Source organism: Sphingobium sp. SYK-6, from assembly GCF_000283515.1.
In the GTDB taxonomy this organism is placed as follows: Bacteria; Pseudomonadota; Alphaproteobacteria; order Sphingomonadales; family Sphingomonadaceae; genus Sphingobium; species Sphingobium lignivorans.
This window is the reverse complement of the sequence record NC_015976.1, coordinates 696,314-721,276: the sequence shown is the minus strand read 5'-3', so window position 1 is coordinate 721,276 and position 24,963 is coordinate 696,314. Positions and strand designations below refer to the sequence as shown.

The following is a 24,963-nucleotide window of genomic DNA, read 5'->3' as shown; positions in this document are numbered from 1 at the left end:
CCGGAGGGCTCAGGGCAGGCGCGCGCCGGCAGGCCGCCCTCCGGGCGTGCGATGTCGCCCCGCGAGGCAGGGATGCGAAGGTTGGCGTCGCGACCGGAGGCTCCGGCCGCGACCAGAGTTCAGGCGTTCTAGGCCGGCGTTCCGGCGCCCTCGAAATCGAGGACGATGCGCCCCTCGATCTCGCCACGGTGCATCCGCGCGAACACGTCATTGATGTTCTCCAGCGCATCGGTCTTCACCGTCGCGTGGACTTTCCCCGCCTGCGCGAAATCCAGCGCTTCCTGGAGATCGAGCCGCGTGCCGACGATCGAGCCCCGGATGGTGGTGCCATTCAGCACCGTGTCGAAGATGGACACCGGAAAATCGCCCGGCGGCAGGCCATTGAGGGAGACCGTGCCGCCCCGGCGGGCCATGCCCATCGCCTGCTGGAACGCCTTGGGGCTCACCGCTGTCACCAGAACGCCCTGAGCGCCGCCGATCTCCTTCCTGACGAAGGCGGCCGGGTCGGCGTGGAGCGCGTTGACCGACAGGTCGGCGCCCAGCCGCTCCGCGAGCGCCAGCTTCTCATCGTCGATATCGACCGCCACGACATTGAGCCCCATCGCCTTGGCATATTGCACCGCCATGTGCCCCAGCCCGCCGATGCCCGATATCGCGACCCAGTCGCCCGGCTTCGTGTCCGTGACCTTCAGCCCCTTGTAGACCGTGACGCCCGCGCAGAGCACCGGCGCGATCTCCACGAAACCCACATTGGCGGGCAGATGGCCGACATAGTTCGGATCGGCGAGGACATATTCGGCGAAGCTGCCGTTCACCGAATAGCCGGTGTTTTGCTGCACCTCGCACAGCGTCTCCCAGCCGCCCAGACAATGCACGCAATGGCCGCATGCGCTGTAGAGCCAAGGCACGCCGACCCGATCGCCCTCGCGCACATGCGCAACGCCGGCGCCCACCGCGACCACATGCCCCACCCCCTCATGCCCCGGAATGAAGGGCGGCGTCGGCTTGACCGGCCAGTCGCCCTCGGCGGCATGGAGATCCGTATGGCAGACGCCGGCCGCGGCGACCTTGACGAGGATCTGGCCGGGACCGACCTCGGGCACTTTCACTTCCTCGATGACGAGGGGCTTGCCGAACGCGCGGACGACGGCGGCTTTCATGGTCTTCTGCATGGGAACTGACTCCTGACTGGTTGAGATGTGGGACGCCCAAGGGATCGCGGCGGACCGGCGCGCGGAGTCGTCCGTTCCCCCGCCCCGTCACGCGACGGGCGCCGCGCTTCCCTGCCGCCGGGGGCTGAAGGCGCGGCTCAACTGATCGATGCGATAGGGCCCGCGCATGGGAACATCCTCGGGGACAGGGCGCCGCCAGAACTGCGGATCGGTGGTGACCATCATGACAGCGGTCCCGTCGCGATGGCTGAGCTCCTGCGCGGCGGCGATCCCCGCCCATTGATCGACATGCTCGCCCACCACCACGACATCGGGCGACTGCACGCGGGCGAGCGCCATGGCGCGATTCCGGGTGCGGGCATGATAGATGGAGCGGAAGCCCGCCGCCATGAGCTGGGCTTCGATCGCGCGGCTCATGATCATGTTGTCCTCGATGATGAGGGCGTGGGCATGGGGGCCGCTCAGTTCGATCATTGTCCGTCTCCGCAGGTCTGGGGCCAGGCCTGATGCGCCCTTTGTGGCGGGGCCAGCCGGCCTTCGGAATCCGCAAAACTACGGGGGCGATCGGTGGGACGGCTCGGGGGAAGGTTCGCGGAGGGGAACGGCGCGGACCGGGACATGGGCTTACAGTCCGCGCCGTCGATCCGACGGCCCGCCATGGCGCGGGAAACCGCCATTTTCTCCCGATCTGCGACGAAGAAACCGGACATATTAGGACAGATAAAACGCGTCCCGGTGCGACTGGTGTTTCTGAAAGTTATTGCAATTCGTTCGCAATAGCATAATTTGCCGGGAGAGACGATGGCAGCGCGACCGGAGGAGCCCCCATGAATCAGACGCTTTCGCACTTGTTTCGCTTCAGGGACCTGCGCTCCTTTCCGCTCACGGCCATGCACATGGTGATGGCGACGCGGCTGTGCATCATGTTCGGGCAGGCCGGGCGGGACCCCTTGCCCGACCTGGCGGTGCGGCTGCGCAGCATGGACGCGGCGCGGCGCCTGGCGCGGCTGGTGCACGGCATCCAGCAGAGCTGGCCCGAGCAGTTCCTCATTCACCGGCCGTGCTGCATGACCCTGACGCCCGACGAGGCGGTGCTGGGCGACCTCACCGTCATGGCGGCGCAGGGGGACGAATCCTGCGCCGTCACGCTGCTGCGGGACATGGTGCCCGAATTCACGGCGCGGCGGCTGTTCCTCGATGCGGTGGCGGCGGTCGGCGCGATCCAGTCGGCCCGGTTGCAGCCACAGCGCCCGGAGGCATGAGCGGCGAGGCGCAAGACGTCCTGCCCGCCCTTCCCCTCAACAGGGATCAGGCGGGCGCGGCTTCCAGTGCCCGGGCAATCAGCGCGCGGCTGTTCTCGACACCGTAGAGCGCGATGAAGCTGCCCATGCGCGGGCCCTGCTCGGCCCCGAGCAAGGTCTCGTAAAGCGCCTTGAACCAGTCGCGAAGCTGCTCGAAGCCGTAATGCGGATCCTTGCCGATCGCATAGACGATGTTCTGGATCTCCTCCGCCCCCGCCTGCGGATCGAGCGCGGCAAGCTGGGCATCCAGTTCGCGCAGGGCCATCGCCTCATGGGCTTCGGGCGCCCGCCGCCGCAGCGTGGGCGCAATGAAATCGCGATTATAGGCCAGCGCATGACGCACCAGCCCGCCGAGGCGCGGATAGCGCTCCACCGTGGCGTCGGGCGCATAATTGCGCAGATAGGCCCAGACCTGATGCTCGGTCGCATCCGCGCCCATGACGCCGACCAGATTGAGCAGCAGCCCGAAGGTGACCGGAAGCCCGTCCTGCGGCACATCGCCATTGTGGATGTGATGCACGGGATTGCCGAGCTGCTTGTCGAGCGGCTGGTCGGCATAAGCGGCGCGGAACTGCTCATAATCGTCCACCGCGCGCGGGATCACGCCGATATGGAGCTGCTTGGCCGCCTTGGGCTCGCGATAGATATAGAAAGCGAGGCTTTCCCGCGTGCCATAGGTCAGCCACTGCTCGATCGAGAGGCCGTTGCCCTTGGACTTGGAGATCTTCTCGCCCTTCTCGTCCAGGAACATTTCGTAATTGAAGCCCTCGGGCGGGCGACCGCCGAGCGCGCGAGCGATCTTGGAGCTTTGCGTCACGCTGTCGATCAGGTCCTTGCCGGCCATCTCGTAATCGACGCCGAGCGCGACCCAGCGCATCGCCCAGTCGACCTTCCACTGCAGCTTGGCGCCGCCGGACAGGATGGACTGCTCGATCACATCGCCTTCATCTGTGAAGCGCACGATGCCGGCATCGGCATCCACCACCTCGATGGGGACCTGAAGCACGCTCCCGCTCTTCGGGCTGACCGGGAGGACCGGGGAATAGGTCGCCTGCCGCTCCTTGCGCAGCGTCGGCAGCATGATGTCCATGATTGCCTGATAATGGCGCAGGACATTCTTCAGCGCGTCGTCGAACTGGCCGCCGCGATACATGTCCGTCGACGAGACGAACTCATAGTCGAAGCCGTAGCTGTCCAGAAAGTCGCGCAGCATCGCGTTGTTGTGATGCGCGAAGCTCTCGAACTTGCCGAAGGGATCGGGGACCTGCGTGAGTGGCTTGCCGAGATAATCCGCCAGCATGGCCTGGTTGGGCACATTGTCCGGCACCTTGCGCAGCCCGTCCATGTCATCGCTGAACGCGACGAGGCGCGTGGGCGCGCCGGACAGTTCCTCATAGGCATGGCGCACGATCGTCGTGCGCAGCACTTCGTTGAAAGTGCCGATATGCGGCAGGCCCGAGGGGCCATAGCCGGTCTCGAACAGCACCGGCGCACCATCCGGCTTGCCGCCCGGATAGCGCTTGAGCAGCTTGCGCGCTTCCTCATAAGGCCAGGCCTTGGAGACCCTGGCGGCTTCACGGAGCTCGGGAGATATCGCACGCGTCGTCATGGCGGGCGCTCTAGCTTCAAGTCACCGGGAGCGCCAAGCCAAAAAGCCCGGCACGCCCCCATTTCCAATATTCGCGGTTACGGGAAATTTTACCAGTGCAGTCCTAATATAACAGGCTAGAGGGCAGTTTTCGACACGACTTCGAACGACGACGCAGCATGGCGGAGACACAAGGAAACGGGCATGGAAACACAGGTTGAGCGGCAAAGGCGGATCGGCGTCGAAATTCCGGTGACGATCACGACTGTGCTCGACTCGCTGGAGGCGGCCATCGCCGACATGACCGAACATGGCGCCCAGGTCATCGGCTGCACCCTGCCGGCCGGAACGCGCTTCCAGATCGAATATATGGGCCAGACCCTCTACGCCCAGTGTCGCTGGGCCGAAGTGGACCGCATGGGCGTGAAATTCTCCTTCCCGCTCACCGACGGCCCCCTGCACGAGCGGCTGATGCTCGCGCGCGCCAGCCAGCTGCCCGGCGAGGCACCGACCGGCACGCACCTCGCTTATGAACCGATGCAGGCGCGGCTCGGCGGACAGGGCCTGCGCCCATTCGGCCGCGCGACCGGGGGCTTCGGCCGCCGCACGGGCTGAACGCACGACCGGGCGACCACCCCGGCATCGGCGCTGACGCCGGCAGGGACCATCCCGCCACCGGCCCGGGCAAAAATCTTCCCCGCGATGTTCTCCAAGCGTTCCCACCTCGTCGCGAGCAGGCTATGGGTGTGGCGTGGCTCTCTCCTCCCTCCCCGTCCCGCTTCCGCCCGCGCTGCACGCCAACCATGCCGGGATCTGGCTGAGCGACGGGCGTGACGACGTCCTTTCCCTGAGCCGGGGCGAAGCGCTGGCCCGCGCCGCTGACACGCCGCTGCTGATGGTGAATGCCCCGCTGCTCGGCGCGCGCCTGGGCCATGCGGACCTCTCCGGCCTCGACCTGCTCGAGCTGTTCGCTTTCCTCTTTCCCGCGCGCTTCGTCATTCCCACGGTCGCGGGGCTGGCGCGGGCACTGGCCATGGCGCCGCCGGCCAACGACACCGAAGCGACCGCGCTGGTGCCGCACCTCGCGCTTGCCATGCTGGACTGGACCGGGCGGCCGGACTGGGCCGAGCGCGAAGGCGCATGGACGAGCCTGAAGCAGCTCGAGCGGCTGCGCTGGAGCTGGGTGCCGCTGCTGCGCGACCGGATCGCCCAGCCCGCGCAGGCCGAGCGCTGGCTGTTCAGCCGCCTGCCGCAATGGGAGGACCAGCCGCCGCGCCCGCAGCCCCGCCCCGTGACGCTGGCCGACGAGGAGGTGCTCGGCCGCCTCGCCGCGCTGACCGGGCACGGCGCCGAGACGCGCAGCGGCCAGCGCGACTTCTCGCTCGCCGCCGCCGACGGCTTCGATCCGCGCACGCGGCAGGACATGCCCAATATCGTGCTCGCAGAGGCCGGCACCGGCATCGGCAAGACGCTGGGCTATCTCGCGCCGGCCACGCTCTGGGCGGAACGCGCCGGCGGCACCGTGTGGATCTCCACCTACACCAAGGCGCTGCAACGCCAGCTCGACCGCGAGGCGCGCCGCCATTATCCGGACGACGCCAGCTTCCGGCGGCATGTGGTCATCCGCAAGGGCCGCGAGAACTATCTCTGCCTGCTCAATCTGGAGGACGCGCTGCAAGGCGGCTTCGCGGGGCGCGCGGCAGTGCTCGCGCAGTTCGTGGCGCGCTGGGCGGCCTATTCGCGCGACGGCGACATGGTGGGCGGCGACATGCCGGGATGGCTGCCCGCCCTCTTCCGCCGGGCCGGGGCCACCGCGCTCACCGACCGGCGCGGCGAATGCATATATGCCGGCTGCCCGCATTTCCGCACCTGCTTCATCGAGCGCGCGAGCCGGGCGAGCCAGGGCGCGGACATCGTCATCGCCAATCATGCGCTGGTGATGATCAATGCCGCGCGCGGGCGCGAGACGCAGGGCGCGCCGACGCGGATCGTCTTCGACGAGGGCCATCATCTCTTCGACGCGGCCGATTCGACCTTCGCCGCCGCGCTGACCGGCCGCGAGGCCATCGAACTGCGCCGCTGGATCATGGGGCCGGAGAAGGAGCGGCGCGGACGGCGGCGGGGCCTTGCGGCGCGCCTCTCCGACGTGGCGAGCTATGACGCCGACGGCGCCCACGCCATCGACGATGCGCGCGAGGCGGCGCGGGCGCTGCCGGGCGAGGAATGGATGCGCCGCGTGCACGAACGCGCGCCGGACGGCGAGATCGAGGCGCTGCTCTGCGCGGTGCGCGACACCGTCTATGCCCGCGCGGAGCGTGACGGGAAGGAAACCGACCCCGGCTATGGGCTGGAAGTGGACCTGGCCGAGGCCGATGGCGCGCTGATCGATGCCGCAACGGAAGGCGCGGCGGCGCTCGAAGCGCTGCTCACGCCCCTGCAGCGGCTCGCCAAGCGGCTCGTCGCCGTGATCGAACTCGCGCCCGACTGGCTCGACACGCCGGCTCGGGCCCGCATCGACGGCGCGATCTCCGCGCTCGGCTGGCGGTGCGACCTGCTGCGCAGCTGGATCGCCCTGCTGCTGCGCGTGGGCAGCGCGCCGGACCCCGATTTCGTCGACTGGCTTGCCGTCGACCGTGCGGAGGGGCGCGAATATGACATCGGCCTGCATCGCCACTGGCTCGACCCGACCCGGCCGCTGGCCGAAGTGGTGCTGCAGCCGGCGCATGGCGTGCTCGTCACATCCGCCACCCTGCGCGCGGGCGGCGAGGTGGAGACAGCGATCGGCCGCACCGGCGCCAGCCATCTCGCCGCCACGCCGCGATGGTTCGATGTGGAGAGCCCGTTCAATTATGCCAGCCAGAGCGAAGTGCTGATCGTCACGGACATCAAGCGCGGCGACCTGCCAGCGCTGGCGGGCGCCTATGCGCGGCTCATCGAGGCGGCGGGCGGCGGCACGCTCGGCCTCTTCACCGCCATCCGCCGGCTGCGATCCGTGCAGGCGCGAATCGCGGACCGGCTCGCGCGGGCCGGGCTGCCGCTCTACGCGCAGCATGTCGACCCCTTCGACCCCGCGACCCTGATCGACATGTTCCGCGACGATCCGCGCGCCTCGCTGCTGGGCACCGACGCGCTGCGCGACGGCGTGGACGTGCCGGGCGATTCGCTGCGCCTCGTCGTGATGGAAGGCGTGCCATGGCCGAAGCCCTCGGTGCTGAACGCGGTGCGGCGCCAGGCGAGCGGCGCCCCGACGGCGCATGACGACCGGCAGGTACGCGCGCGGCTGGCGCAGGCCTTCGGCCGCCTCATCCGCCGCGCGGACGATCGCGGCCAGTTCGTGATCCTCTCCGCCGCCATGCCGAGCCGGCTGCTCGGCGCCTTTCCCCCCGGCGTCCCGATCCTGCGCATCCCGCTCGACGAAGCGATCGAAAGAGTGCGCTCCCGGCTTGGTTCCGCTACGAAATTGGGGCAGGAGGCGCAGAACGGGTCGCGGATCGAGGGAGTGCCGACAAGGGAATGAAGAGAGTCATCGTCCTGCGTCACGCGAAATCCGACTGGAGCGACGCCGCCTTGCGGGATTTTGACCGCAGCCTGAACGACCGGGGACATCGCGCCGCTGCCGTGATGGGCCGCTGGGCCGCTCATCACGGGCTGACCTTCGATGCCATCATCGCCTCGCCCGCCGCGCGAGTGGTCGATACGCTGCGCCATTTCCGCGAGGCTTATGGCGAATGCCCCGAGCCGGCCTATGACCTGCGCATCTATCTGGCGGCCGGAACGACACTGGCCGAGGTGCTGGCCGAGACGCAGGAACCCGCTTCGAGCATCCTGCTGGCCGGGCACAGCCCCGGGCTGGAGGAGCTGATCCTCACCGCCGTGCCCGACGATGCGCGATCACCGCTGCGCGATTCGGTCGAGACCAAATTCCCCACCGCCGCGCTCGCCGTGCTGGACTTCGATGTCACGGACTGGGCGAGCCTGGCCCATGATTTCGCCGGGCGGGCAACGCTGCGCAGCTTCGTGCGGCCACGCGATCTCGACCCGGCGCTGGGCCCGGACCAGCGCTGAGCGAGGCGCCGCGCCAGCGCGCGGCAAGCCTCAGGCGCCCTCGATCGCGTCCGCGAGATTCTGGCGAATGACGGTCAGCCGGGCAATGAGCAGCGCGAGATCGGTCTGCGCGACCTGACGGGGCGCGGGCCGGGCGGCCACCGGCAGATCACCGATCGGCAGGACGCCTTGCGGACCGGCCGGCGGGACCGGGGCGACAGGGGCTGCCTGCTGCAGCGCGGGCGCGGCATCGGTGGGCGCGGTTGCGGCCCCATCGGCGGATGGCGTCGGGCCGGGCATGTCGGCCGGCGCCGGGCTCCGCCCCGCAAGGGCCCGCTGGGCGCCCTTCACGGTGAAGCCTTCCTCGTTGAGCAGCCGGTTGATGCGCCGGGCGATCTCCACGTCGCGGGGCCGATAATAACGGCGATTGCCCGAGCGCTGCAGCGGACGGAGTTGCGGGAAGCGCGTTTCCCAATAGCGCAGGATATGTTGAGCGACGCCCAGTTCCCGAGCCAGCTCTCCTATCGTCAAAAACGCGCCGTCATCCTTGGCCATGGCGCATTGTGCAACGATCCCGCCGCGCGGGTCAATCCGGCTCGGGCGTTTCAGGCGCCCGCGACACGATCGCGCAGCGACTGGCTCGGACGGAAGGTCAGCACCCGGCGCGGCGTGATCGAGACCTCGATGCCGGTCTTGGGATTGCGGCCGATCCGCTCATTCTTGTCGCGTAGCACGAATGTCCCGAAGCCGGAAATCTTCACATTCTCGCCATGTTCCAGCGCTTCGGTGACCAGTTCCAGCACCTGTTCGACCAATTGCGCCGACTCCGCGCGCGACAGCCCGATCTGGCGATTGAGCTGCTCGGCGATCTCCGCACGGGTCAAGGTTTCATCAGCACTCATTTCGTCCCCCAAAAACGAAAGATTCGCGGCCATACCCCCATATCGCCGCAACATGATCTGTGAGCCAGAAATCCGGGCTTTGCAATGGGAACATAAGGGGCAAGCCGCCGATTCTGGGCGGAAAATTGCCGGGCCGTTGCGCAGGGCGCAATGATCAGTAGCGCAGGATCGAAGCGGCCCATGTGAAACCGCCGCCCATCGCCTCCAGCACGACGAGGTCGCCTTGCTTGACTCGCCCGTCCCGCACGGCCGTATCGAGCGCCAGCGGCACCGAGGCGGCCGAGGTATTGGCATGCCGGTCCACCGTCACCACCACGCGCGCGGGATCGAGCCCCAGCTTGCGCGCCGTCGCATCCAGGATGCGCGCATTGGCCTGATGCGGGATCACCCAATCCACCTGATCGGGCGTGACGCCGACATCCTCCAGCACTTCGCGCATGACCTGGGCAAGATTGACGACGGCATGGCGGAACACGTCCTGCCCCTTCATGCGCACCTTGCCGACGGTGCCCGTGGTGGACGGCCCGCCATCGACATTCAGCAGCCCGTTATGGCGTCCATCGGCATGCAGGCGGCTGGCGAGGATGCCGCGCCCGGTCGCCTCGTCCGTATCCTGCGCCTGCAGCACGACCGCGCCCGCGCCGTCCCCGAACAGGACGCAGGTCGCGCGATCCTCCCAGTCGAGGATGCGGCTGAAGGTTTCCGCGCCGATGACGAGCGCCGTCTTCGCAGCGCCGCCGCGCAGCATGTTGTCCGCAACGGTGATGGCATAAAGGAAGCCGGAGCAGACCGCCGCGACGTCGAACGCGACACAGTCGTTGATGCCGAGCGCGGCCTGAACGATCGTCGCGCTGGCCGGAAAGGTCTGGTCGGGCGTCGCCGTCGCCAGCACGATGAGATCGATGTCGCCGGGGACCATGCCGGCCGCCTCGAGCGCCTTGCGCGATGCCTCGGTGGCGAGCGTGGCCGTCGTCTCGCCTTCGCCCGCGATATAGCGGGTCCGGATGCCGGTGCGCCCGACGATCCACTCGTCGCTCGTGTCCACCATCGTGGCCAGCTCGGCATTGTCGACACAGCGGCGCGGCAAGGCCGAACCCGTTCCCATGATCACGGAACGCAAGGTCATTTGGCGATCAGTTCCTCGCTCAATATGGGGCCGACGCGCGCCATGTCCCCGGCAATCCGCGCGGCCAGATCGGCTTCCACCAGACGGGCGGCCACATGCACCGCATTGGCGATGCCCTTCTCGTCCGCGCCGCCATGGCTTTTCACCACCATGCCGTTGAGGCCCAGGAAGACCGCGCCATTGTGATTGTTGGGATCGAGATGGACCTTGAGGAGATGCAGCGCCGGCTTCGACAGGAGAAAGCCCGCCTTCGAGCGCAGGGAACTGGTGAAGGCGCGGCGCAGCACGTCCGTCACGAACCGGGCAGTGCCTTCCGCCGTCTTGAGCGCGATGTTGCCGGCAAAGCCTTCCGAGACGATCACGTCCGCATCGCCGCTGCCGATGCGATCACCCTCGATGAAGCCATCGAAGCGCAGGGGCAGCCCCGATGCCGCGCGCAGGAATGCCGCGGCATCGCGAATCTCGTCCGTGCCCTTGAGCTCCTCGGTCCCGATGTTGAGCAGCCGCACGCGCGGCGTCTCCAGATCCAGCACCACCCGGGCATAAGCCGCGCCCATGATCGCGAACTGGACGAGATTGCGCGCATCGCACTCGGTGTTCGCGCCAAGGTCCAGCATTACGACATCATTGTCGCCGAGCGTGGGCAGGAAGGCCGCGAGGGCGGGACGATCGATGCCGGGCAGCGTCCGCAAGGCGAGCTTGGCCATCGCCATCAGCGCGCCGGTGTTGCCCGCCGAGACGGCCGCCATCGCATCCCCGTTCTTCACGGCCTGGATGGCGAGACCCATGGAACTGCCGCGCGACTGGCGAATCGCCTGACTCGGCTTGTCCGTCGCGGCGACGACACGATCGGTATGAACGATCTCGGCCGCGCGGGAGAGATTGGGGTGATGGCCGAGCGCGTCCTGGATCTGGGCTTCATCGCCGAACAGGATGAAGCGCAGCCCCTCGTGGCGCCGTCGCGCGAGCGCGACGCCCGCCACGATGGTGCGCACGCCTTCATCGCCGCCCATCGCATCAATCGCGATTCGCGGCAGTGTCACGACATTATCCCCCAGACCGGGTGTCAGGCGCCGATCGCGACGACTTCGCGGCCGTTATAATGCCCGCAGGCCGTGCACAGATTGTGCGGACGCTTCAGCTCGCCGCAATTCGGGCATTCCTGGAACGCCTCGACGCGCAGCGTATCATGGCTGCGGCGCATGCCGCGCTTGGACGGCGTGGTTTTTCTCTTAGGGACAGCCATGAGGGCACCTGTTCAAAATCTTGATCGTCAAAACGGGTCGCTTGCCTGGCCGCCTGTTCGGCATCGCGGCGGCCACAAAGGGACGCGACCTCAAAGGGGGCCGGGCATTCGCGAGAGTGAGCGCCTATAGCGTTTTTTTGCGCCCACGCAACCCATTCCTTGCGCCGCCCGGCATGACCGGCGGGTGCGTTCCGCCAGCCGGCCACGACGCATCGCGCTCTTATACCGGGAGAGGGCAGACGGCCAGCCCCGCCCTCCCCGCCGCCCCGCAACCTGTGCGCGCGAACGCCTGATCGAACGCATGGTTGACGGTCGGCCAGGGGGCTGACATCCTGCCCGCCATGACTTGCTACCGATCCTGTCTGCGCTCCCGGCATCACGGGGGACAGCGCCTCGCGGGCATCTAGCCCCGGGTCAGGTGCGTCATGCCCCGAGCCCGGGGCCAGCCATTGGCAAGGGACCATGCGGCACAGACCGCGCCCGGCGCAGCCGCGCCGCCACCCTCGCCAGCCGACATTCTCCATCAACATATATAGAGTGACCAGCCATGACCCTTTCTTCGCCCGACCGGCGCCCGCCGGTGCACATGATCGAGACCGAAGCCGACGCGCTGACCGATCTCGCCCTGGCCGCCGCCGAGCGCCTGCCCCAGGTGAGCGCGCTGCTGCTCGAGGAAGTGGGCCGCGCGGACGTCCACGACGCGCAGGACATGCCGGCGGGCACCGTGACGATGGGCGCGACCGTCGACTTCACGGACGAGGCGAGCGGGGCGCAGCATTGCGTGCAACTCGTCTACCCCGGCGACGCGGATATCGCCGCCGGCCGCATCTCCATCCTCACGCCGGTGGGCGCCGGGCTGATCGGCCTGCGCGAAGGCCAGTCCATCCTCTGGCCCGACCGCGGCGGCGCCGAGCGCACCCTGCGCATCGACAAGGTGCGGCACGCCTGAGGGGTGCCGGGGGTCGGAAGGGGCCCGACCCCTCTCCCAACCCTCTCCCCTTGAAGGGGAGAGGGTTCAGGGCGCTTGAGTGCGGGACGTGGTGCGCCTTTTCTTCGTCATTCCCGTGAACACGGGAATCCAGGGTCGAGGGCGCGGTGGGGCGCGGCGCGTCGGTCAGCCGCGCAGGCCTGTCACGGCATCGCCGACATAGGGATTGCTCGCGCGCTCATGCGCGAAGCTGCTGGGCTGGCCATGGCCGGGAACGAAGATCGTGTCCCCGCCCAAAGGCCAGAGCTTGCGGGTGATCGACGCGATGAGATCATCATGATTGCCGAGCGGGAAATCGGTGCGGCCGATCGAGCCCTGGAACAGCACGTCGCCGACCAGCGCGAGCTTGGAGGGAGCGTGATGGAACACCACATGGCCAGGCGTGTGGCCGGGGCAATGGATGACATCCAGCACGAGTTCGCCGACCGTCACCTGATCGCCGTCCACCAGCCAGCGATCGGGCTCGAAGGGCTTGCCGGGCAGGCCCCAGCGCTTACCGTCCTCATCCAGCCGGGAGATCCAGAAGCGATCATCCTCATGGGGCCCCTCGATGGGCAGGCAAAGCTCCGTCGCCAGCACGATCGCCTGCCCGCAATGATCGATATGGCCATGGGTGACGAGGATCTTCTCCAGCATCACGCCATGCTGCTCCACCGCCTGCTTGAGGCGCGGCAGATCCCCGCCCGGATCGACCAGCGCGCCATGCATGGTGCGCGTGCACCAGATCAACGTGCAATTCTGCTGGAGCGGCGTGACCGGGATCATGGTCGCGCGCATCGGGGGATTTTCGGTGGGAGCGTTCATGGCGCCGATGTGGCAGCGGGGCGGCGGCGGCGCAAGGGCGCCCGATGCGGGGCCGGCTCCACCGCCTCAAGGCGCGAGCATTTCATCCACCCAGGCAGGGACGACCACGCTCGCCGGCCCGTGCCGGCACGCGTCGAACCAGTCGCTGCCGGCGGAGGGCTCCAGATTGAGCTCCAGCGTGGCGGCACCGAAGGCGCCTGCCATGCGGACGAAGCCCGCGGCGGGATAGACCGCGCCCGACGTGCCGATGGAAACGAACAGATCCGCGCGGGACAGCGCCGCCTCGATCCGCTCCATGGCATAAGGCATCTCGCCGAAGAACACGATGTCCGGCCGCAGCCGCGGGGCGCGGCAGCTGAGGCATAGCGCGCCGGGTGCAAGGCTGCCCTGCCACGCCAGCCGGTGGCCGCAGGCCGCACACAGGGCGGACAGCAACTCGCCATGCATGTGCAGCACCCGGCGCGAGCCCGCCCGCTCGTGAAGATCATCGACATTCTGGGTGACGATCAGAAAGTCGCCGGCCCAGGCACGCTCCAGCCGGGCGAGCGCCGCATGCGCATCATTGGGCGCCACCCCCGCCAGCGCGGCGCGGCGCAGATCATAGAAGCGATGCACCAGCGCCGGATCGCGCGCCAGCGCCCCGGGCGTGCAGACATCCTCGACCCGGTGCCCTTCCCAAAGGCCGCCGGGGCCGCGGAAGGTCGCAAGGCCGCTCTCGGCGGAAATGCCGGCGCCGGTGAGAATGACGATGTTATGAACTTCAGACATAAGCCGCAACAAACAGAGCCCTCGAAAACGTGCAATTCAAAAAGCGAGATCTATTGCTGTCAACCGCTCGAGTGGTATCTTGAGCGCCATGAATCCGCAGCTTGACATTGAGAAACGACTGCCGGTCTGGACGGTTCTGAGCGAACTATTCCTCGACACTTCATTCGATGATGCCGATTATGATCGTATTGCCACGGTTCTCAATGAATCTCCCTATCGAAAAAGCGAGCTCGAACACATCTTAAGGGAAGAGGTGTCGCCCGCATTTGGCGGCAACCTGTTCTCCATCGCGGGCGAATGGGCGCCGTGGTCGAAGGATGAGGTTCAGGCAATCATGGAAAAATCGCTCAGGCAAACATCCAGTAGCGGTTTGTTATCATGGGTCCGGAAGCGAATGACTCCAAGGCCCCTGCCGCACGATTGGCACTCGATCGCTTCGCGGCTTTCCTAGCGGATCGCTGTTTCCAGCTTACAACCCTACATGCTTGCTCGACCAGACTCCCTTCCCACGCCGGGTGGCGCCGGGCCACGGATGACGCCGGACGAGAGCGGATGACAAGCGCGCGCCAGTCTGGCATCGGCCGGGCGGACGGCATTTCCATGAAGGGCGCGGCAAGGATGACGGCGATCGGCATTTTCGGGGCGCGGGGGCGCATGGGCCAGGCGATTGCGGGCGTAGCGGACGCGGCCGGGCTCGCGATCGCGGGCGGGACGGACGGCAAGGCCGAGGGAACCATCGGCGCGGCCGGCGCGCCGATCACCGCTGATCCGGGGACCCTCGCGACGCGAGCGGACGTGCTGATCGACTTCTCCGTGCCCGCGGCGCTGCGCGCGCATCTCGATGCCTGCATCGCGGCGGGCAAGCCGCTGCTCATCGGCACGACCGGGCTGGAAGCCGAGCATCAGGCCGCGATCGACGCGGCGGCGACGCACATCGCAGTGCTGCAGACCGGCAACACTTCGCTCGGCGTGAACCTGCTCGCCGCGCTGGTGCGCGAGGCGGCCGCCCGGCTGGGCGACGACTGGGACATCGAGATCGCCGAGATGCATCACCGGCACAAGGTGGATGCCCCCTCCGGCACCGCTTTGCTGCTGGGGCAGGCGGCAGCACAGGGACGCGGCGTCGACCTCGCCACCCACAGCGCGCGGGGGCGCGACGGCATCACCGGCGCGCGGCGGCCGGGCGACATCGGCTTTGCCAGCCTGCGCGGCGGATCGGTGGCGGGCGACCATCTGGTGATCCTCGCGGGGGAAAACGAGCGGATCGAGCTCGGGCACCGGGCGGAGAGCCGGGTGATCTTCGCGCGCGGGGCCGTGAAGGCCGCGCAATGGCTGATCGGCAAGGCACCGGGGCGCTACACCATGGCGGACGTGCTGGGGCTCTGACGCCGCCATGGCCGCTCGCCAGCTCAACCGCGCGCAGATCTTCGAGCTGTTCTCGCGCCTCGCCGAGGCGAACCCGGCGCCGCGCACCGAACTCGATTATGGCAATGACTATCAGCTCCTCGTCGCCGTGGTGCTCTCGGCACAGGCGACGGACGCGGGCGTCAACAAGGCGACGCGGCGCCTGTTCGAAACGGTGAAGACCCCGGCACAGATGGTGGCGCTGGGCGAGGACGGCCTCAAGCACCATATCCGCACCATCGGCCTGTTCAACACCAAGGCGAAGAATGTGATCGCCCTCTCCGAAGCGCTGATCGCGAACCATGACGGTGAAGTGCCGCGCGACCGCGACGTGCTGACCAGCCTGCCGGGCGTGGGACGCAAGACCGCCAATGTGGTGATGAACACCGCGTTCGGCGAGGAGACCTTCGCGGTCGACACGCACATCTTCCGCGTCGCCAACCGCATGGGGCTGGCGCCGGGCAAGACGGTCCTTGCGGTGGAGAAAGGCCTGGAGAAGCGTGTGCCGCAGCCCTTCCGGCGCGATGCGCATCACTGGCTGATCCTGCACGGACGCTACATCTGCAAGGCGCGGCGGCCGGAATGCTGGCGCTGCCCGGTGAACGACATCTGCCTGTACCGCGACAAGATCCTCGTCGATCCGAAAATATCCAAATAGGTAAATTTCCGCTGTCCTACAGCGGCCCTTTCCTGGCTTAAGGGCGAGGCGGCGATTCGGCCGCGCTTGACCAGCCAAGGAAGGGCAGACTCATGGCCGACCGCTTCGATCACCAGATCGACACGCTTTCCCTCCCCGCGCGCGACGCCTTCGCGATCACGCCCCACGCCACCAGCGAGATCGATCCGCTGCCCAAGGCGATCTATGTCGGCACCGGCGGCCACATCACCCTGCGCACGGCCGGCGCGGCGGCCGACGTGACGTTCCGGAACGTGGCCTCGGGCCAGATCCTCGACGTGCGCCCCCGCTTCATCCGCGTCGCCGGCACCACGGCCGCGGACATTGTGGGCCTCGCCTGATGACGCTGCGCGACTATGGCTTCGGCCTCGGCACGGCGGGCAGCATGCGCCGCCATCGCCCGCCGGCGGGAAGCGGGGGTGGCGGCATTCCAGCCGCCCCGCCGCTCGATCCCTCGGTGAGCGGCCTCACGCTCGCCAACACGGCCGCCATCCGCGCCGGGTTCGCCGCCGTGCGGGCCGGGACGCGGAACATGCGGGTCATCACCGTGGGCGACAGCACGACCGCCACGGGCGGCGTCGTCACTGGCAACTCGCGCTACCATTCGTGGCCGGCCCGCATGGCGCGGCTGCTGCGCGAGGCCGGGCTGGCGACCAGCCACGAGAATCTGGTGGGCTTCAACGGCCAGGGCACGGCCGTCGCCATGAACGCCAGCTTCCCCAACTTCACCTTCACCGGGCAGTGCAATCCGGTGGAGGACTCGCTGGGCGGCAAGATCCTCGGCCAGTCCACCACCGGCACGTTCACTTTCACGCCGAGCGAGGATGTGACCGGCTTCCGGGTGCTTTATACGCGATCGACCGCGACCGGCGTCTTCTCCTGGAGCATCGACGGCGGCGCGGCGACGAGCGTCGACCGGCAGAACGGCGCGGGCTATGCGCTTGGCGAGCTCATCATCGATGCCGCCACCGTGCCGGCGCTGGCAACGCCCGGCCTCCACACGATCAGCTTCTCGTGGGTGAGCGGCTATCACGCGGTCATCTCGATCGAGGGCCTGCGGGACGAGCGCCTCGTCAATGTCTACAATGCCGCGATCTCGTCCAGCAAGGCGGTGGCCTGGCCCACGCCGACCGGCCGGCCTTATTACCGGCTGGAGCTGCTGCAGGCCGAGCAGGCCGATCTCGTCATCATCAACCTCGGCATCAACGACTGGCGGGCAGGCAACTGGACCGCCGCTTATGACGTCGCGCTCCAGTCGCTCATCACGGCGGCGAAGGCGGGCGGCGCGGACGTGATCCTGCTGTGCCCCTGCCCCTCGGCCGAAACGAGCGCGGAGGCCGTGCCCGCGGCCCGGCAGCTCGCCTATAACGACGCCATCCTGGCGCTCGCGGCGAGCAATGATGTGCCGGTCGTCAACCTGCGCAGCTTCTATGGCAGCGGCGATGCGGCGGTAAGCGCGGGCTACCTGCTCGCGGACGGCATCCACCAGACGCCGGAAGGCTATGCCGCTACGGCGGCGCTGATGGCCGGCACGCTGCGCCACATCGAGCAGATGGGCTGAACGGCCATGCCCCGCACCCACAACGACCTCGGCGCCAAGCTCGACCGGCTCATCGGCGAGATCGGCGCCCTCACCGGCAAGGTAGATGGACAGGGCGAGAAGCTCGGCACGCTGGCCGAGCGCGTCGCTCTGCTGGAGCAGATCGCCCGCGAGACGCGGGAAGTCCTTGCTGCCTGGACGACCGCCAAGACCGCCGGCCGCCTCATCCGATGGGTGGCGGCGCTGCTCGCCGGCATCGGCGGCATCATCGCTGCCATCAAGGGCGGCGGCCTGCACAGATAGGAGACGCAATGATGCACGGCAGGATGCGCAGCGCGCTGCGCGCACGACTGATCCCCCACGGACGCAGGACCCGGCGCGAGGCCCGGCAATGAGCGCGCAGTCCAAGGCCACCGGCGGCGCGATCGGCAGTGCCTTCGTGGCGCTGGCGATCCTGATCGCGTCCCCGCTCATCGAGCGCTGGGAAGGCACGCGCACCGAGCCCTATCGCGACGTGGTCGGCATCTGGACCGTCTGCACCGGCGAAACGCGCGTGGCGATGCGCCGCTACACCGCCGCCGAATGCGAGGCGATGCTGGACGGCACGCTCTCGGCGGAGTTCGCTCCGGCCGTGCTTGCCGCCGTCCCTGCCCTGCGCGAGCGGCCGCATCAGTTCGCCGCCGCGATCAGCCTCACCTACAATATCGGCCCGGCCGCCTTCGCCCGCTCGACCGTGGCGCGGCGCTTCAATGCCGGCGACTGGAAAGGCGGCTGCGACGCCTTCCTGATGTGGGTGAATGCGGGCGGCCAGCGCGTGCAGGGGCTCGTCAACCGGCGGGAGGCGGAGCGCAAGCTGTGCCTCACCAATCTGTGATGCCGGAGCCTGTGATGCCTGGACCTGTGATGCCTGCCTGGCTCCTGCGCCTGCTGCCGCATGGGATCGCGCTCGCCGCCCTGCTCGGCGCGATGCTCTGGATCGACCGCAATGCCGCCACGCGGACCCGCGCCCAGATCGAGACCGCGCGGATCATGAGCGAGAACCAGCTCCGTGCGGAACTGCGCCGCAGCGAGCAGCGGCTCGCCGGCAGCATCGGCGCGATCGGCACGCGGGTGACCGGGCAGATCGACGCGCTGGACGCGCGCCACGCCACCATCATCCAGCCCACGCTCATCAGGGAGCTGACCCGTGAGACACGCTTTTCCGACCCTGCTGCCGGCATTACTGACGGCGTGCGCGCCGAACTCAACCGCGCCCTCGCGGCTGTCGCCTGTGCCCCCCGCCCTGCCGGCGGCCTTGTCTGCACCCTGCCCGATGCCGCCGCTGCTGGCGCGCAATGACATCGCCACGCTGACGCTCAAGCTCGCCGAGACGGCCCGACTGCTCGGCCAGTGCGCGCTGCGCCACGCCGGCACCGTGAATGCCTATGAGGCGGCCCGCGCCGAAGCGCGGACCTGGAACGATCAGGCGAACTGAACGCCCCGAACGCGCGCCGCCATCCCCCGCCGCCGCAACGCCCCGCCCGCCAGCGCGAAACCGCCGATCATCATCGCCCATGTGGCGGGCTCGGGGATGCCGGGGTGGAAGCTGAACCTGAATGTATCGGACGGCTCCTCATCCTCCTGGTAGACAGAGACCGTTACATGCTTGAAATCAGCCCAATAGCCCCGGAATGGGTAGTAACCGCTCAAAGTGGCATATCGGAAGCCCTCAGACGAGGTGGGCAATCGGCCAACAAACGGATCAAACCGGGCCTCAAATCTGAACATTGTCTGATAATTTTCGTATTCCACAATGAAACCCGACGGGCCGATCTCGCAAATTGCTGAGCCGGACCACATCGAGCACCAGATGAATCCTTCGTCCGTAATACTCAGCTTCATCGTGGCCGAGAACCAGCCTGGAGTATCTACATAGCCCAACTCCGGAACATAATAATAAGATGATCCGGTGCCCCAGGCGAAATCATAGCGATATGTTGTAAGCGCCTGCGCAGGCATGGCGGAACCAATCAGCAGAGTCGCCAGAAATAACTTCTTCATGATGTTCACCTCCCACAGTGAGGCGGGCAGCATGAAGGAACTGGCTGAGTCGCTCAAACATTCCCCGGGGGACAGGCGCGGGCGGGGATGAATGCCGCTCTGCATCGCGGCGTGGCAACTGGATTCCCACTTGCGTGGGAATGACCGGCATTATGTAGCAAACGCACCAGCATGAGAATCCCCTAAAAGCGTGTCTCTCGCTATTTTGCGGGGATGGCAGAGCGTCACGTCACATTCGCGCTTCGGGACAAGTATGCGCGCCTTATCGGAGAGGCTGAGCATCACGAGCGCGAGGCGGAAAGGCTGCGCGATCTTGCCGGTCATGTCGAGATTGCAGCCAAGCTATTTGATGACGGGCTGGACCTGTCAGACACGCGGCCAATTCAGCCGCGCAGCTATAATCGCTGGAAACAGCGCGGAATCGGCCTTCGCGTTTTCCTGACTGTTCTGCGCGAGGCAGGAAGGCCGCTCACGTCGCTGGAGATAGCAGAGCGGGCCTTGGCGTTCGATCCTCACGCAGAAAGCGACAAGGCCGCCGTGAAGGCTCTTGTGGGGCCGATAAACAAAGCGCTGGCGAAGCGAGACGGCGAGGTCGTTGTGATTGAAGGGCGCCCTCGGCGGTGGGAGGTGGCGCGCTAATGCTAATCGTTCGCAGAAATGAAAACTTTGTTGCGCCGCCGTGGGAATAACCACATAATTCTGTGGTCAAAGAGTATCAACGACGCTTGCAAAAGCATCACATATGATACTCTGCACTCTTTCTTAACGGGAACAACATTAGGTTGTTTTCGTTTTGTGGGTAAGGAGGCCATACATGACCGAAGAGCTAAGGAAGGCGTTGGATAGCCTAAAAGGATATCGCATGTCCCAAGCGGAGCTTGATGCTCAGCGCATTAGCTTCGTTTATGGGAACGCTCCTTCAAAGGGAAATGACACCAAAGAATCAGTGAAAAAGGCCATCGACCTCGCACAAATGGCTTGACACTCGATCGCGGTGGAATGCGATTAAAGGCCCGGCAATCGTCGGGCCTTTTTCGTGGGAGGGGACATGCCATTTTTAATCGATACCAAAACTGCTGCGGGGCAACAGGCGGAACAATTCGTATCGGCGCGGAATCGAGCAAGACAATTTGATTTTTTGCACACTTCCTTTGTCATCGCTAACGCCGGTTTTGGCCTTCAGATAGACCATGAATTCATATGCACACTTAACGCCTATGCAACGCGCTACATTTCTCAACAGCCGGGGAAGTATCGCCTTCACTACAATGTCGAAGTCGGGCAGCATCGCCCCTCAGATTGGTGCCTCGTCTACGAGGAAATGGAGGCCTTTCTAGAAGTCCTGCATAGAAATTGGTCGGGGTGGTCACCCACCCAGGCGGCTTCCTATACGTTGTGGGGCGTCAATCATATCCATCCGTTTTGTGAGGGAAATGGGCGTACAGCGCGCGCCCTAAGTTACTTTGTTCTATGTCGAAAATTATCTCAATGGCTTCCCGGTTCAACCACGGTCTTAGAGCTAATACGCACCCAACATCGCGACCATCACTGCGATATTCTGCAGCGCATGCATGATGCCAGAAACCGTCCTGACATGATTACTGACTTATCTGAAATGGATGAACTTATTGCGCGGCTATTAGCCGAACAGGTTAGGCTTGCGCAGGATGAGATTGCTCGCCGCGCTGCCAATACCCCTTCCAATTCCGGCTAACCCGCGCGCCCATCGCAGCATCCAGAACCATCGCAGCTTGCATGCCGTTATCGACGCGGCGGTTATCCTCGCGCCATGAAGCCTCACGCGCATACTGGTGCAGGTAGGGGCCAGCGATATGATGATGCGTGCCGACTTCCATGCGACGCAGGCGTGAGAAGTAGCTTTCCGCCTGATTGGTGCAGGCGCCTTCATCCCAAAACGAGACCGAGTGATTGACGCGCTTCGTATCCCAACCGGCGTGCAGCGCATCCCAGCCCGTTCCTTCATCGGCGTGGATCGTGGCGAGCGTGCCAACGTGGTCGCGGACATAGGGGACGGCATCGCCTTCATTGCGAACGATGAAGGGCAATGACTTGCCGTTGCGCTCGCGCATGATGACCACGCACTGGCGCTTGCCAGAACGGTTTTCAGTCAGGCGACGGTCGCGGCGATCTTCCTTGCGGTTTTCCGGTTTCACGTAGCCGCCGAAATAGGCGCCATCGATTTCCACGGCGCCGTTCAGCGTGCGGCCTGTCTGCTCGCGTGCCATCGCCTCGCGCAGCTTGTGCGTGAGAACGAAGGCCGTCTTATACTGGCAAGCCAGATCGCGGCTAAGCTGGAGAGCGGCAACGCCCTTTGCACCGTTCACGAAGATGACGATGGCGGCCAGCAGGTCCGTGAAGCTCATCTTGCGCGAGGCAAAGATGGTGCCGGACGTGACGCTGAACTGGTGATGGCAGGCAACGCACTTGAACTTGCGGCGCGTGGCAATGTCATAGGTTTCGACACAGCCACAGCGCGGGCAAACAGCCTCACCGTCCGTCTCCGGCCATCGCATGGCGCGGAACGTCTCGTAGGCCTTTTCTTCGCCCATCGTGAAGACAGCCTTGAGGCTGATCGTGCGGGCTTGGGCCGAGAGGAGGAAATGTTGTGCCATCGTTTGCGGTGCCTATGCACTGCATATAATGACATACAGCCACTGTTGTCAATGGCATTTGCATCGAATATGATACGTTTCGCATCATAGGAGATACCATGGCAGACAGTGCAGAGTGGGAAGCCCGCGTTAAGGGGCTATTGAAGGCAGAGCTAAAGCGCAGGAATGTGAGCTATGCCCAGCTTGTGGAAAAGCTGGCTGAGATTGGCGTGGTGGACTCTGAACCGAATATCAGGAACAAGCTAAGCCGGGGGAAATTTACAGCGGTGTTTCTGATACAATGTCTGGAGGCAATCGGCGCAAACGAATTACGCCTTTAGAAGCATTCTTCTGCATTCTGGCGTTGCTCGGCCTCTGTGCCGTCATTTACGCAACGGGGCGAGCCTACGGAATAGAGGCCGGACGCAATCAAGTAACAGCCCGCGAGCATTATGAGCGCGCCAAGAAGGACGCGCTTGAGGCCTGCGCCGGGCGACAGAGTTCGGCTCTGGCTGAGTGTGTGACCAAAGCCATAGAGGCCGCCCAGGAACAATCCGAATCCCGACAAGACCTTTATGCTCAGCAGGACATGGCTAAATGGGCGTTCCTGATGCTCATAGCCAGCGTTGCTACGCTCGCGCTTTCTGCTGTCGGTGTGTGGTTTGTTAAAAAAACTCTGGACGCCACTTTGGATGCTGTTGAAGATACCGGCAAAGCTACCAATGCGATGCTGGTTCAGAATGAGATTGCGGCCAATGCCCAACGGCCATGGATATTCATTAACATTGATCTCTTGTCGTGCACCTTGATCGAAAGGCGGGGTATTAAGCTCGGGTTTAAAGTCCAGTTTCGCAACACTGGCCAAATGGTGGCAGAAAATTTTCATTCCCATGTCAGCCTCGTCCCGATGGACAGCCACTTGGCCGAGCACATCAAGGAATGGTTCGACCAGTTTGAAGCGAATGAAGTCGTGGAAGATCGCGCTATCATACCCGGTGACGTAACCGAGTGGAGTTCGGAAGCCTCGCACGCGATTGAATCCATGCCTTGGAATACCCGCGTTGGTTTCCGTAAGGACTGCTATATTATGATACTGGCCATGGCTCGATACCGCCTCCCCGGCGACAAGGTGTGGCGCTTTGCCATGCAGAGCTTTTCTGTCGGGCAGAACAATAGCCTGATCGACAACCGGACGTTGTCTTACGATTTCCCGGACAACCTCTCTGCGAAAGATATGACCGTCCAGAGAACTGGATTGAGCCGAGCCACCTAATCCTAACACTAGCGCGGCTATCGCGCTAATCACTCGCCGTCTCCGGCCTTGGTGCGTTTGCTACATAATGCCGGGAATGACGGGAAAGAGGGGACGCGGTCGGCAGGGCTCGCGGAACGATCTATTGGCACCGCACCGCTCCCGACCGCTATCGACCGGCCCGGCCCCGCACCGCCCCCATCCCCTCTCCCGGGGGCGCATCCTCCATGCAAAATTAATCGTCCCGGCTTATTCGGTGCCGGAACGGTACAGGGCCGTTCCGATGGTGGGACGGACTTGTTTAGGCCCGTGGGGCGCGGTAAGAGGCGCGACACGACGCCGGCCGGACATTCAACAGCCCGACGAGGTTCGGCGAGAGGAGGTCCGAGCGGATGAGATCCAACCCGCCAGCGCTGGCAGTGGCTGCTGGAGAGCGTTGATCTTGTCGTCCGGTTTCATCTTCCCCTATTGGCAGGCAGGTCCGCAAGAGAATGGGCCGCGTCGCGCGTCGGGTTCCGGAAGGTCGCACACACTGCCCTCATCAAGCCATTCCATCCTGTTTCATGCCTGTCTGGAGACTATCGATGCCTAAGCTGAGGAGCGTCTCGCTCGTTGCGGTGACTTCCCTTTCCCTGCTTCTTTCCGCCTGCCAGAAGAAGGCCGAGGGACAGGTTGTCGCCATCGTCAATGGCGAGGAAATCACCCTTACGGAACTGAATGCCGAAATCGCCGAGATGAACCTGCCCGCCTCCGCCGACAAGAATGCGGTGCGCAGCCGGGTGCTCCAGCGCATGGTCGACCGCCGCCTGCTCGTGCAGGCCGCCAAGGAAGCCGGGCTCGACCGCGACCCTGCCTATCTGACGCAGGAGCGCCGCATGCAGGAGCAGCTGCTCGTCAGCATGTATGGCAAGAAGGCGATGGACACGATCAAGGTGCCGGACACGGCCGCGCTCGACCGCTTCGTCTCGACGCATCCCCAGCAGTTCGCCGAGCGCACCCGCTTCCGGCTCGACCAGCTCGTGATCGACATGCCGTCCGACCCCAAGCGGCTGAAGGAACTCGAAAGCGCGCATACGCTTGACGAAGTGGCGAGCCGCCTGACCGCAATGGGCATCAGCTTCCAGCGCAACGCCGGCGCGCTCGATTCCGCCACGATCGCGCCGCAGGTGCTGCAGCGCATTCTTGCTCTGCCCGCCGGCGAGCCCTTCATCGTGCCGAACGGCAACCGCCTCGTCATCAACTCCATCGTGGGCCGCGAGCCCATCACCGTGACGCCCGAACAATCCCGCCAGATGGCGGCGCAGGCGATGCGCAACGAGGAGCTGAACAAGATCGGCGAGCAGCGGCTGCAGGAAGCCAAGGCCAAGGCCAAGATCGAGTATCAGTCCGGTTTCGAGCCCAAGGACGGCGCGGAGAAAAGCGCGCCCGCAATCGGCGCGGCGACCAACGGCGCGGCGCCCGCCACGCCCTGATCCGGCAAAGGGACAGCGCAGGGGCGCG

Annotated in this window: 30 protein-coding genes and 2 pseudogenes; 20 read left to right on the top strand and 12 right to left on the bottom strand. The window is 65.8% G+C overall.

What is annotated here, in order from left to right; translation table 11 throughout:
* Positions 1-128 precede the first annotated feature (128 nt).
* Together adhP and SLG_RS03405 are read right to left on the bottom strand one after the other, a co-directional pair.
* Positions 129-1,172, bottom strand: a complete 1,044-nt coding sequence (gene adhP, locus SLG_RS03410) for an alcohol dehydrogenase AdhP (protein ID WP_014075019.1) — start codon at positions 1,170-1,172, stop codon at positions 129-131.
* 87 nt (positions 1,173-1,259) lie between these two features.
* Entirely contained in the window at positions 1,260-1,646 is a 387-nt protein-coding gene (locus SLG_RS03405; RefSeq protein ID WP_014075018.1) for a response regulator, read from the bottom strand.
* Positions 1,647-1,999: 353 nt separating this feature from the next.
* On the opposite strand from SLG_RS03405, the gene SLG_RS03400 reads away from it, so the two are divergent.
* The gene (locus SLG_RS03400; RefSeq protein WP_014075017.1) at positions 2,000-2,434 is read left to right on the top strand and encodes a hypothetical protein; all 435 of its coding nucleotides are present in this window, start codon (positions 2,000-2,002) and stop codon (positions 2,432-2,434) included.
* A 46-nt stretch (positions 2,435-2,480) separates the two neighbouring features.
* Here the strand turns inward: SLG_RS03400 and SLG_RS03395 are convergent, their stop codons facing one another.
* The gene (locus tag SLG_RS03395) at positions 2,481-4,082 is read right to left on the bottom strand and encodes a lysine--tRNA ligase (protein WP_014075016.1); all 1,602 of its coding nucleotides are present in this window, start codon (positions 4,080-4,082) and stop codon (positions 2,481-2,483) included.
* Positions 4,083-4,265: 183 nt separating this feature from the next.
* Here SLG_RS03395 and SLG_RS03390 point away from each other — a divergent pair, with 183 nt between their 5' ends.
* The 3 genes from SLG_RS03390 (at position 4,266) to SLG_RS03380 (ending at position 8,126) form a co-directional block, all read left to right on the top strand.
* Positions 4,266-4,676: a PilZ domain-containing protein gene (locus tag SLG_RS03390; RefSeq protein WP_014075015.1), complete on the top strand. Its 411-nt coding sequence runs from the start codon at positions 4,266-4,268 to the stop codon at positions 4,674-4,676.
* Between the two features lie 136 nt (positions 4,677-4,812).
* Positions 4,813-7,578, top strand: coding sequence for an ATP-dependent DNA helicase (locus SLG_RS03385; protein WP_014075014.1), 2,766 nt, complete (start codon positions 4,813-4,815; stop codon positions 7,576-7,578).
* Complete coding sequence (locus SLG_RS03380; RefSeq protein ID WP_014075013.1) at positions 7,575-8,126, top strand: SixA phosphatase family protein; 552 nt, start codon at positions 7,575-7,577, stop codon at positions 8,124-8,126. The genes SLG_RS03385 and SLG_RS03380 overlap by 4 nt, the downstream gene beginning before the upstream one ends.
* Before the next feature lie 252 nt (positions 8,127-8,378).
* On the opposite strand, the pseudogene SLG_RS22105 reads toward SLG_RS03380, so the two are convergent.
* From SLG_RS22105 to rpmF, 5 genes and pseudogenes are all read right to left on the bottom strand, one after another.
* Positions 8,379-8,660: pseudogene (locus SLG_RS22105) on the bottom strand (MerR family transcriptional regulator); the annotation flags it as partial.
* A gap of 50 nt (positions 8,661-8,710) precedes the next feature.
* Complete coding sequence (locus SLG_RS03370; protein ID WP_014075011.1) at positions 8,711-9,007, bottom strand: integration host factor subunit alpha; 297 nt, start codon at positions 9,005-9,007, stop codon at positions 8,711-8,713.
* Positions 9,008-9,161: 154 nt separating this feature from the next.
* Entirely contained in the window at positions 9,162-10,133 is a 972-nt protein-coding gene (locus SLG_RS03365; RefSeq protein WP_014075010.1) for a beta-ketoacyl-ACP synthase III, read from the bottom strand.
* The gene (gene plsX, locus SLG_RS03360) at positions 10,130-11,176 is read right to left on the bottom strand and encodes a phosphate acyltransferase PlsX (RefSeq protein WP_014075009.1); all 1,047 of its coding nucleotides are present in this window, start codon (positions 11,174-11,176) and stop codon (positions 10,130-10,132) included. The genes SLG_RS03365 and plsX overlap by 4 nt, the downstream gene beginning before the upstream one ends.
* A 23-nt stretch (positions 11,177-11,199) precedes the next feature.
* Positions 11,200-11,379: a 50S ribosomal protein L32 gene (gene rpmF / locus SLG_RS03355; protein ID WP_014075008.1), complete on the bottom strand. Its 180-nt coding sequence runs from the start codon at positions 11,377-11,379 to the stop codon at positions 11,200-11,202.
* A gap of 547 nt (positions 11,380-11,926) precedes the next feature.
* On the opposite strand from rpmF, the gene rnk reads away from it, so the two are divergent.
* Entirely contained in the window at positions 11,927-12,328 is a 402-nt protein-coding gene (rnk, locus tag SLG_RS03350) for a nucleoside diphosphate kinase regulator (RefSeq protein ID WP_014075007.1), read from the top strand.
* Between the two features lie 165 nt (positions 12,329-12,493).
* Here the strand turns inward: rnk and SLG_RS03345 are convergent, their stop codons facing one another.
* Positions 12,494-13,171 (bottom strand): MBL fold metallo-hydrolase, encoded by a 678-nt coding sequence (locus tag SLG_RS03345; RefSeq protein WP_041391701.1) that lies wholly within the window; start codon positions 13,169-13,171, stop codon positions 12,494-12,496.
* A 66-nt stretch (positions 13,172-13,237) separates the two neighbouring features.
* Positions 13,238-13,939: an NAD-dependent deacylase gene (locus SLG_RS03340; protein ID WP_014075005.1), complete on the bottom strand. Its 702-nt coding sequence runs from the start codon at positions 13,937-13,939 to the stop codon at positions 13,238-13,240.
* A gap of 88 nt (positions 13,940-14,027) precedes the next feature.
* On the opposite strand from SLG_RS03340, the gene SLG_RS20230 reads away from it, so the two are divergent.
* The 9 genes from SLG_RS20230 (at position 14,028) to SLG_RS21610 (ending at position 19,033) form a co-directional block, all read left to right on the top strand.
* On the top strand, positions 14,028-14,390 hold the full coding sequence (locus SLG_RS20230) for a DUF7079 family protein (protein ID WP_014075004.1): 363 nt from the start codon (positions 14,028-14,030) through the stop codon (positions 14,388-14,390).
* Positions 14,391-14,557: 167 nt separating this feature from the next.
* Positions 14,558-15,325: a 4-hydroxy-tetrahydrodipicolinate reductase gene (gene dapB, locus SLG_RS03330; protein WP_014075003.1), complete on the top strand. Its 768-nt coding sequence runs from the start codon at positions 14,558-14,560 to the stop codon at positions 15,323-15,325.
* A gap of 7 nt (positions 15,326-15,332) precedes the next feature.
* Positions 15,333-16,001, top strand: coding sequence for an endonuclease III (nth, locus tag SLG_RS03325; RefSeq protein WP_014075002.1), 669 nt, complete (start codon positions 15,333-15,335; stop codon positions 15,999-16,001).
* A gap of 92 nt (positions 16,002-16,093) precedes the next feature.
* On the top strand, positions 16,094-16,360 hold the full coding sequence (locus SLG_RS03320) for a spike base protein, RCAP_Rcc01079 family (protein ID WP_014075001.1): 267 nt from the start codon (positions 16,094-16,096) through the stop codon (positions 16,358-16,360).
* A complete protein-coding gene (locus SLG_RS03315; protein ID WP_014075000.1) occupies positions 16,360-17,580 on the top strand; it encodes an SGNH/GDSL hydrolase family protein in 1,221 nt (406 codons plus the stop codon). Before SLG_RS03320 ends, SLG_RS03315 begins: the two co-directional genes overlap by 1 nt.
* Before the next feature lie 6 nt (positions 17,581-17,586).
* Positions 17,587-17,862: a hypothetical protein gene (locus tag SLG_RS03310; protein ID WP_014074999.1), complete on the top strand. Its 276-nt coding sequence runs from the start codon at positions 17,587-17,589 to the stop codon at positions 17,860-17,862.
* A gap of 88 nt (positions 17,863-17,950) precedes the next feature.
* On the top strand, positions 17,951-18,433 hold the full coding sequence (locus SLG_RS03305; RefSeq protein WP_014074998.1) for a lysozyme: 483 nt from the start codon (positions 17,951-17,953) through the stop codon (positions 18,431-18,433).
* Between the two features lie 29 nt (positions 18,434-18,462).
* Positions 18,463-18,897, top strand: coding sequence for a hypothetical protein (locus SLG_RS03300; RefSeq protein WP_014074997.1), 435 nt, complete (start codon positions 18,463-18,465; stop codon positions 18,895-18,897).
* Positions 18,872-19,033 carry a hypothetical protein gene (locus SLG_RS21610; protein ID WP_158512669.1) on the top strand — a complete coding sequence of 54 codons (162 nt, stop codon included), beginning with the start codon at positions 18,872-18,874 and terminating at the stop codon, positions 19,031-19,033. The genes SLG_RS03300 and SLG_RS21610 overlap by 26 nt, the downstream gene beginning before the upstream one ends.
* Here the strand turns inward: SLG_RS21610 and SLG_RS22425 are convergent.
* A pseudogene (locus tag SLG_RS22425) lies at positions 19,021-19,134 on the bottom strand (PEPxxWA-CTERM sorting domain-containing protein); the annotation flags it as partial. The gene SLG_RS21610 and the pseudogene SLG_RS22425 sit on opposite strands and share 13 nt — an antisense overlap.
* 678 nt (positions 19,135-19,812) lie before the next feature.
* On the opposite strand from SLG_RS22425, the gene SLG_RS03290 reads away from it, so the two are divergent.
* The 3 genes from SLG_RS03290 (at position 19,813) to SLG_RS20755 (ending at position 21,313) form a co-directional block, all read left to right on the top strand.
* The gene (locus tag SLG_RS03290; protein WP_014074995.1) at positions 19,813-20,238 is read left to right on the top strand and encodes a hypothetical protein; all 426 of its coding nucleotides are present in this window, start codon (positions 19,813-19,815) and stop codon (positions 20,236-20,238) included.
* Between the two features lie 175 nt (positions 20,239-20,413).
* Positions 20,414-20,581 carry a hypothetical protein gene (locus SLG_RS21605; protein WP_158512668.1) on the top strand — a complete coding sequence of 56 codons (168 nt, stop codon included), beginning with the start codon at positions 20,414-20,416 and terminating at the stop codon, positions 20,579-20,581.
* 66 nt (positions 20,582-20,647) lie between these two features.
* Positions 20,648-21,313 (top strand): Fic family protein, encoded by a 666-nt coding sequence (locus SLG_RS20755; protein WP_083853299.1) that lies wholly within the window; start codon positions 20,648-20,650, stop codon positions 21,311-21,313.
* Here SLG_RS20755 and SLG_RS03285 read toward each other — a convergent pair.
* On the bottom strand, positions 21,252-22,232 hold the full coding sequence (locus tag SLG_RS03285; RefSeq protein ID WP_014074994.1) for an IS1595 family transposase: 981 nt from the start codon (positions 22,230-22,232) through the stop codon (positions 21,252-21,254). The two genes, SLG_RS20755 and SLG_RS03285, sit on opposite strands and share 62 nt — an antisense overlap.
* Positions 22,233-22,330: 98 nt before the next feature.
* On the opposite strand from SLG_RS03285, the gene SLG_RS03280 reads away from it, so the two are divergent.
* The 3 genes from SLG_RS03280 to SLG_RS03270 all read left to right on the top strand — a co-directional run bounded on the left by SLG_RS03280 (position 22,331) and on the right by SLG_RS03270 (position 24,935).
* On the top strand, positions 22,331-22,552 hold the full coding sequence (locus SLG_RS03280; protein WP_041391699.1) for a DUF6471 domain-containing protein: 222 nt from the start codon (positions 22,331-22,333) through the stop codon (positions 22,550-22,552).
* Positions 22,513-23,484, top strand: a complete 972-nt coding sequence (locus SLG_RS03275) for a hypothetical protein (RefSeq protein WP_014074993.1) — start codon at positions 22,513-22,515, stop codon at positions 23,482-23,484. Before SLG_RS03280 ends, SLG_RS03275 begins: the two co-directional genes overlap by 40 nt.
* A gap of 563 nt (positions 23,485-24,047) precedes the next feature.
* Positions 24,048-24,935, top strand: coding sequence for an EpsD family peptidyl-prolyl cis-trans isomerase (locus SLG_RS03270; protein ID WP_014074992.1), 888 nt, complete (start codon positions 24,048-24,050; stop codon positions 24,933-24,935).
* Positions 24,936-24,963 lie beyond the last annotated feature (28 nt).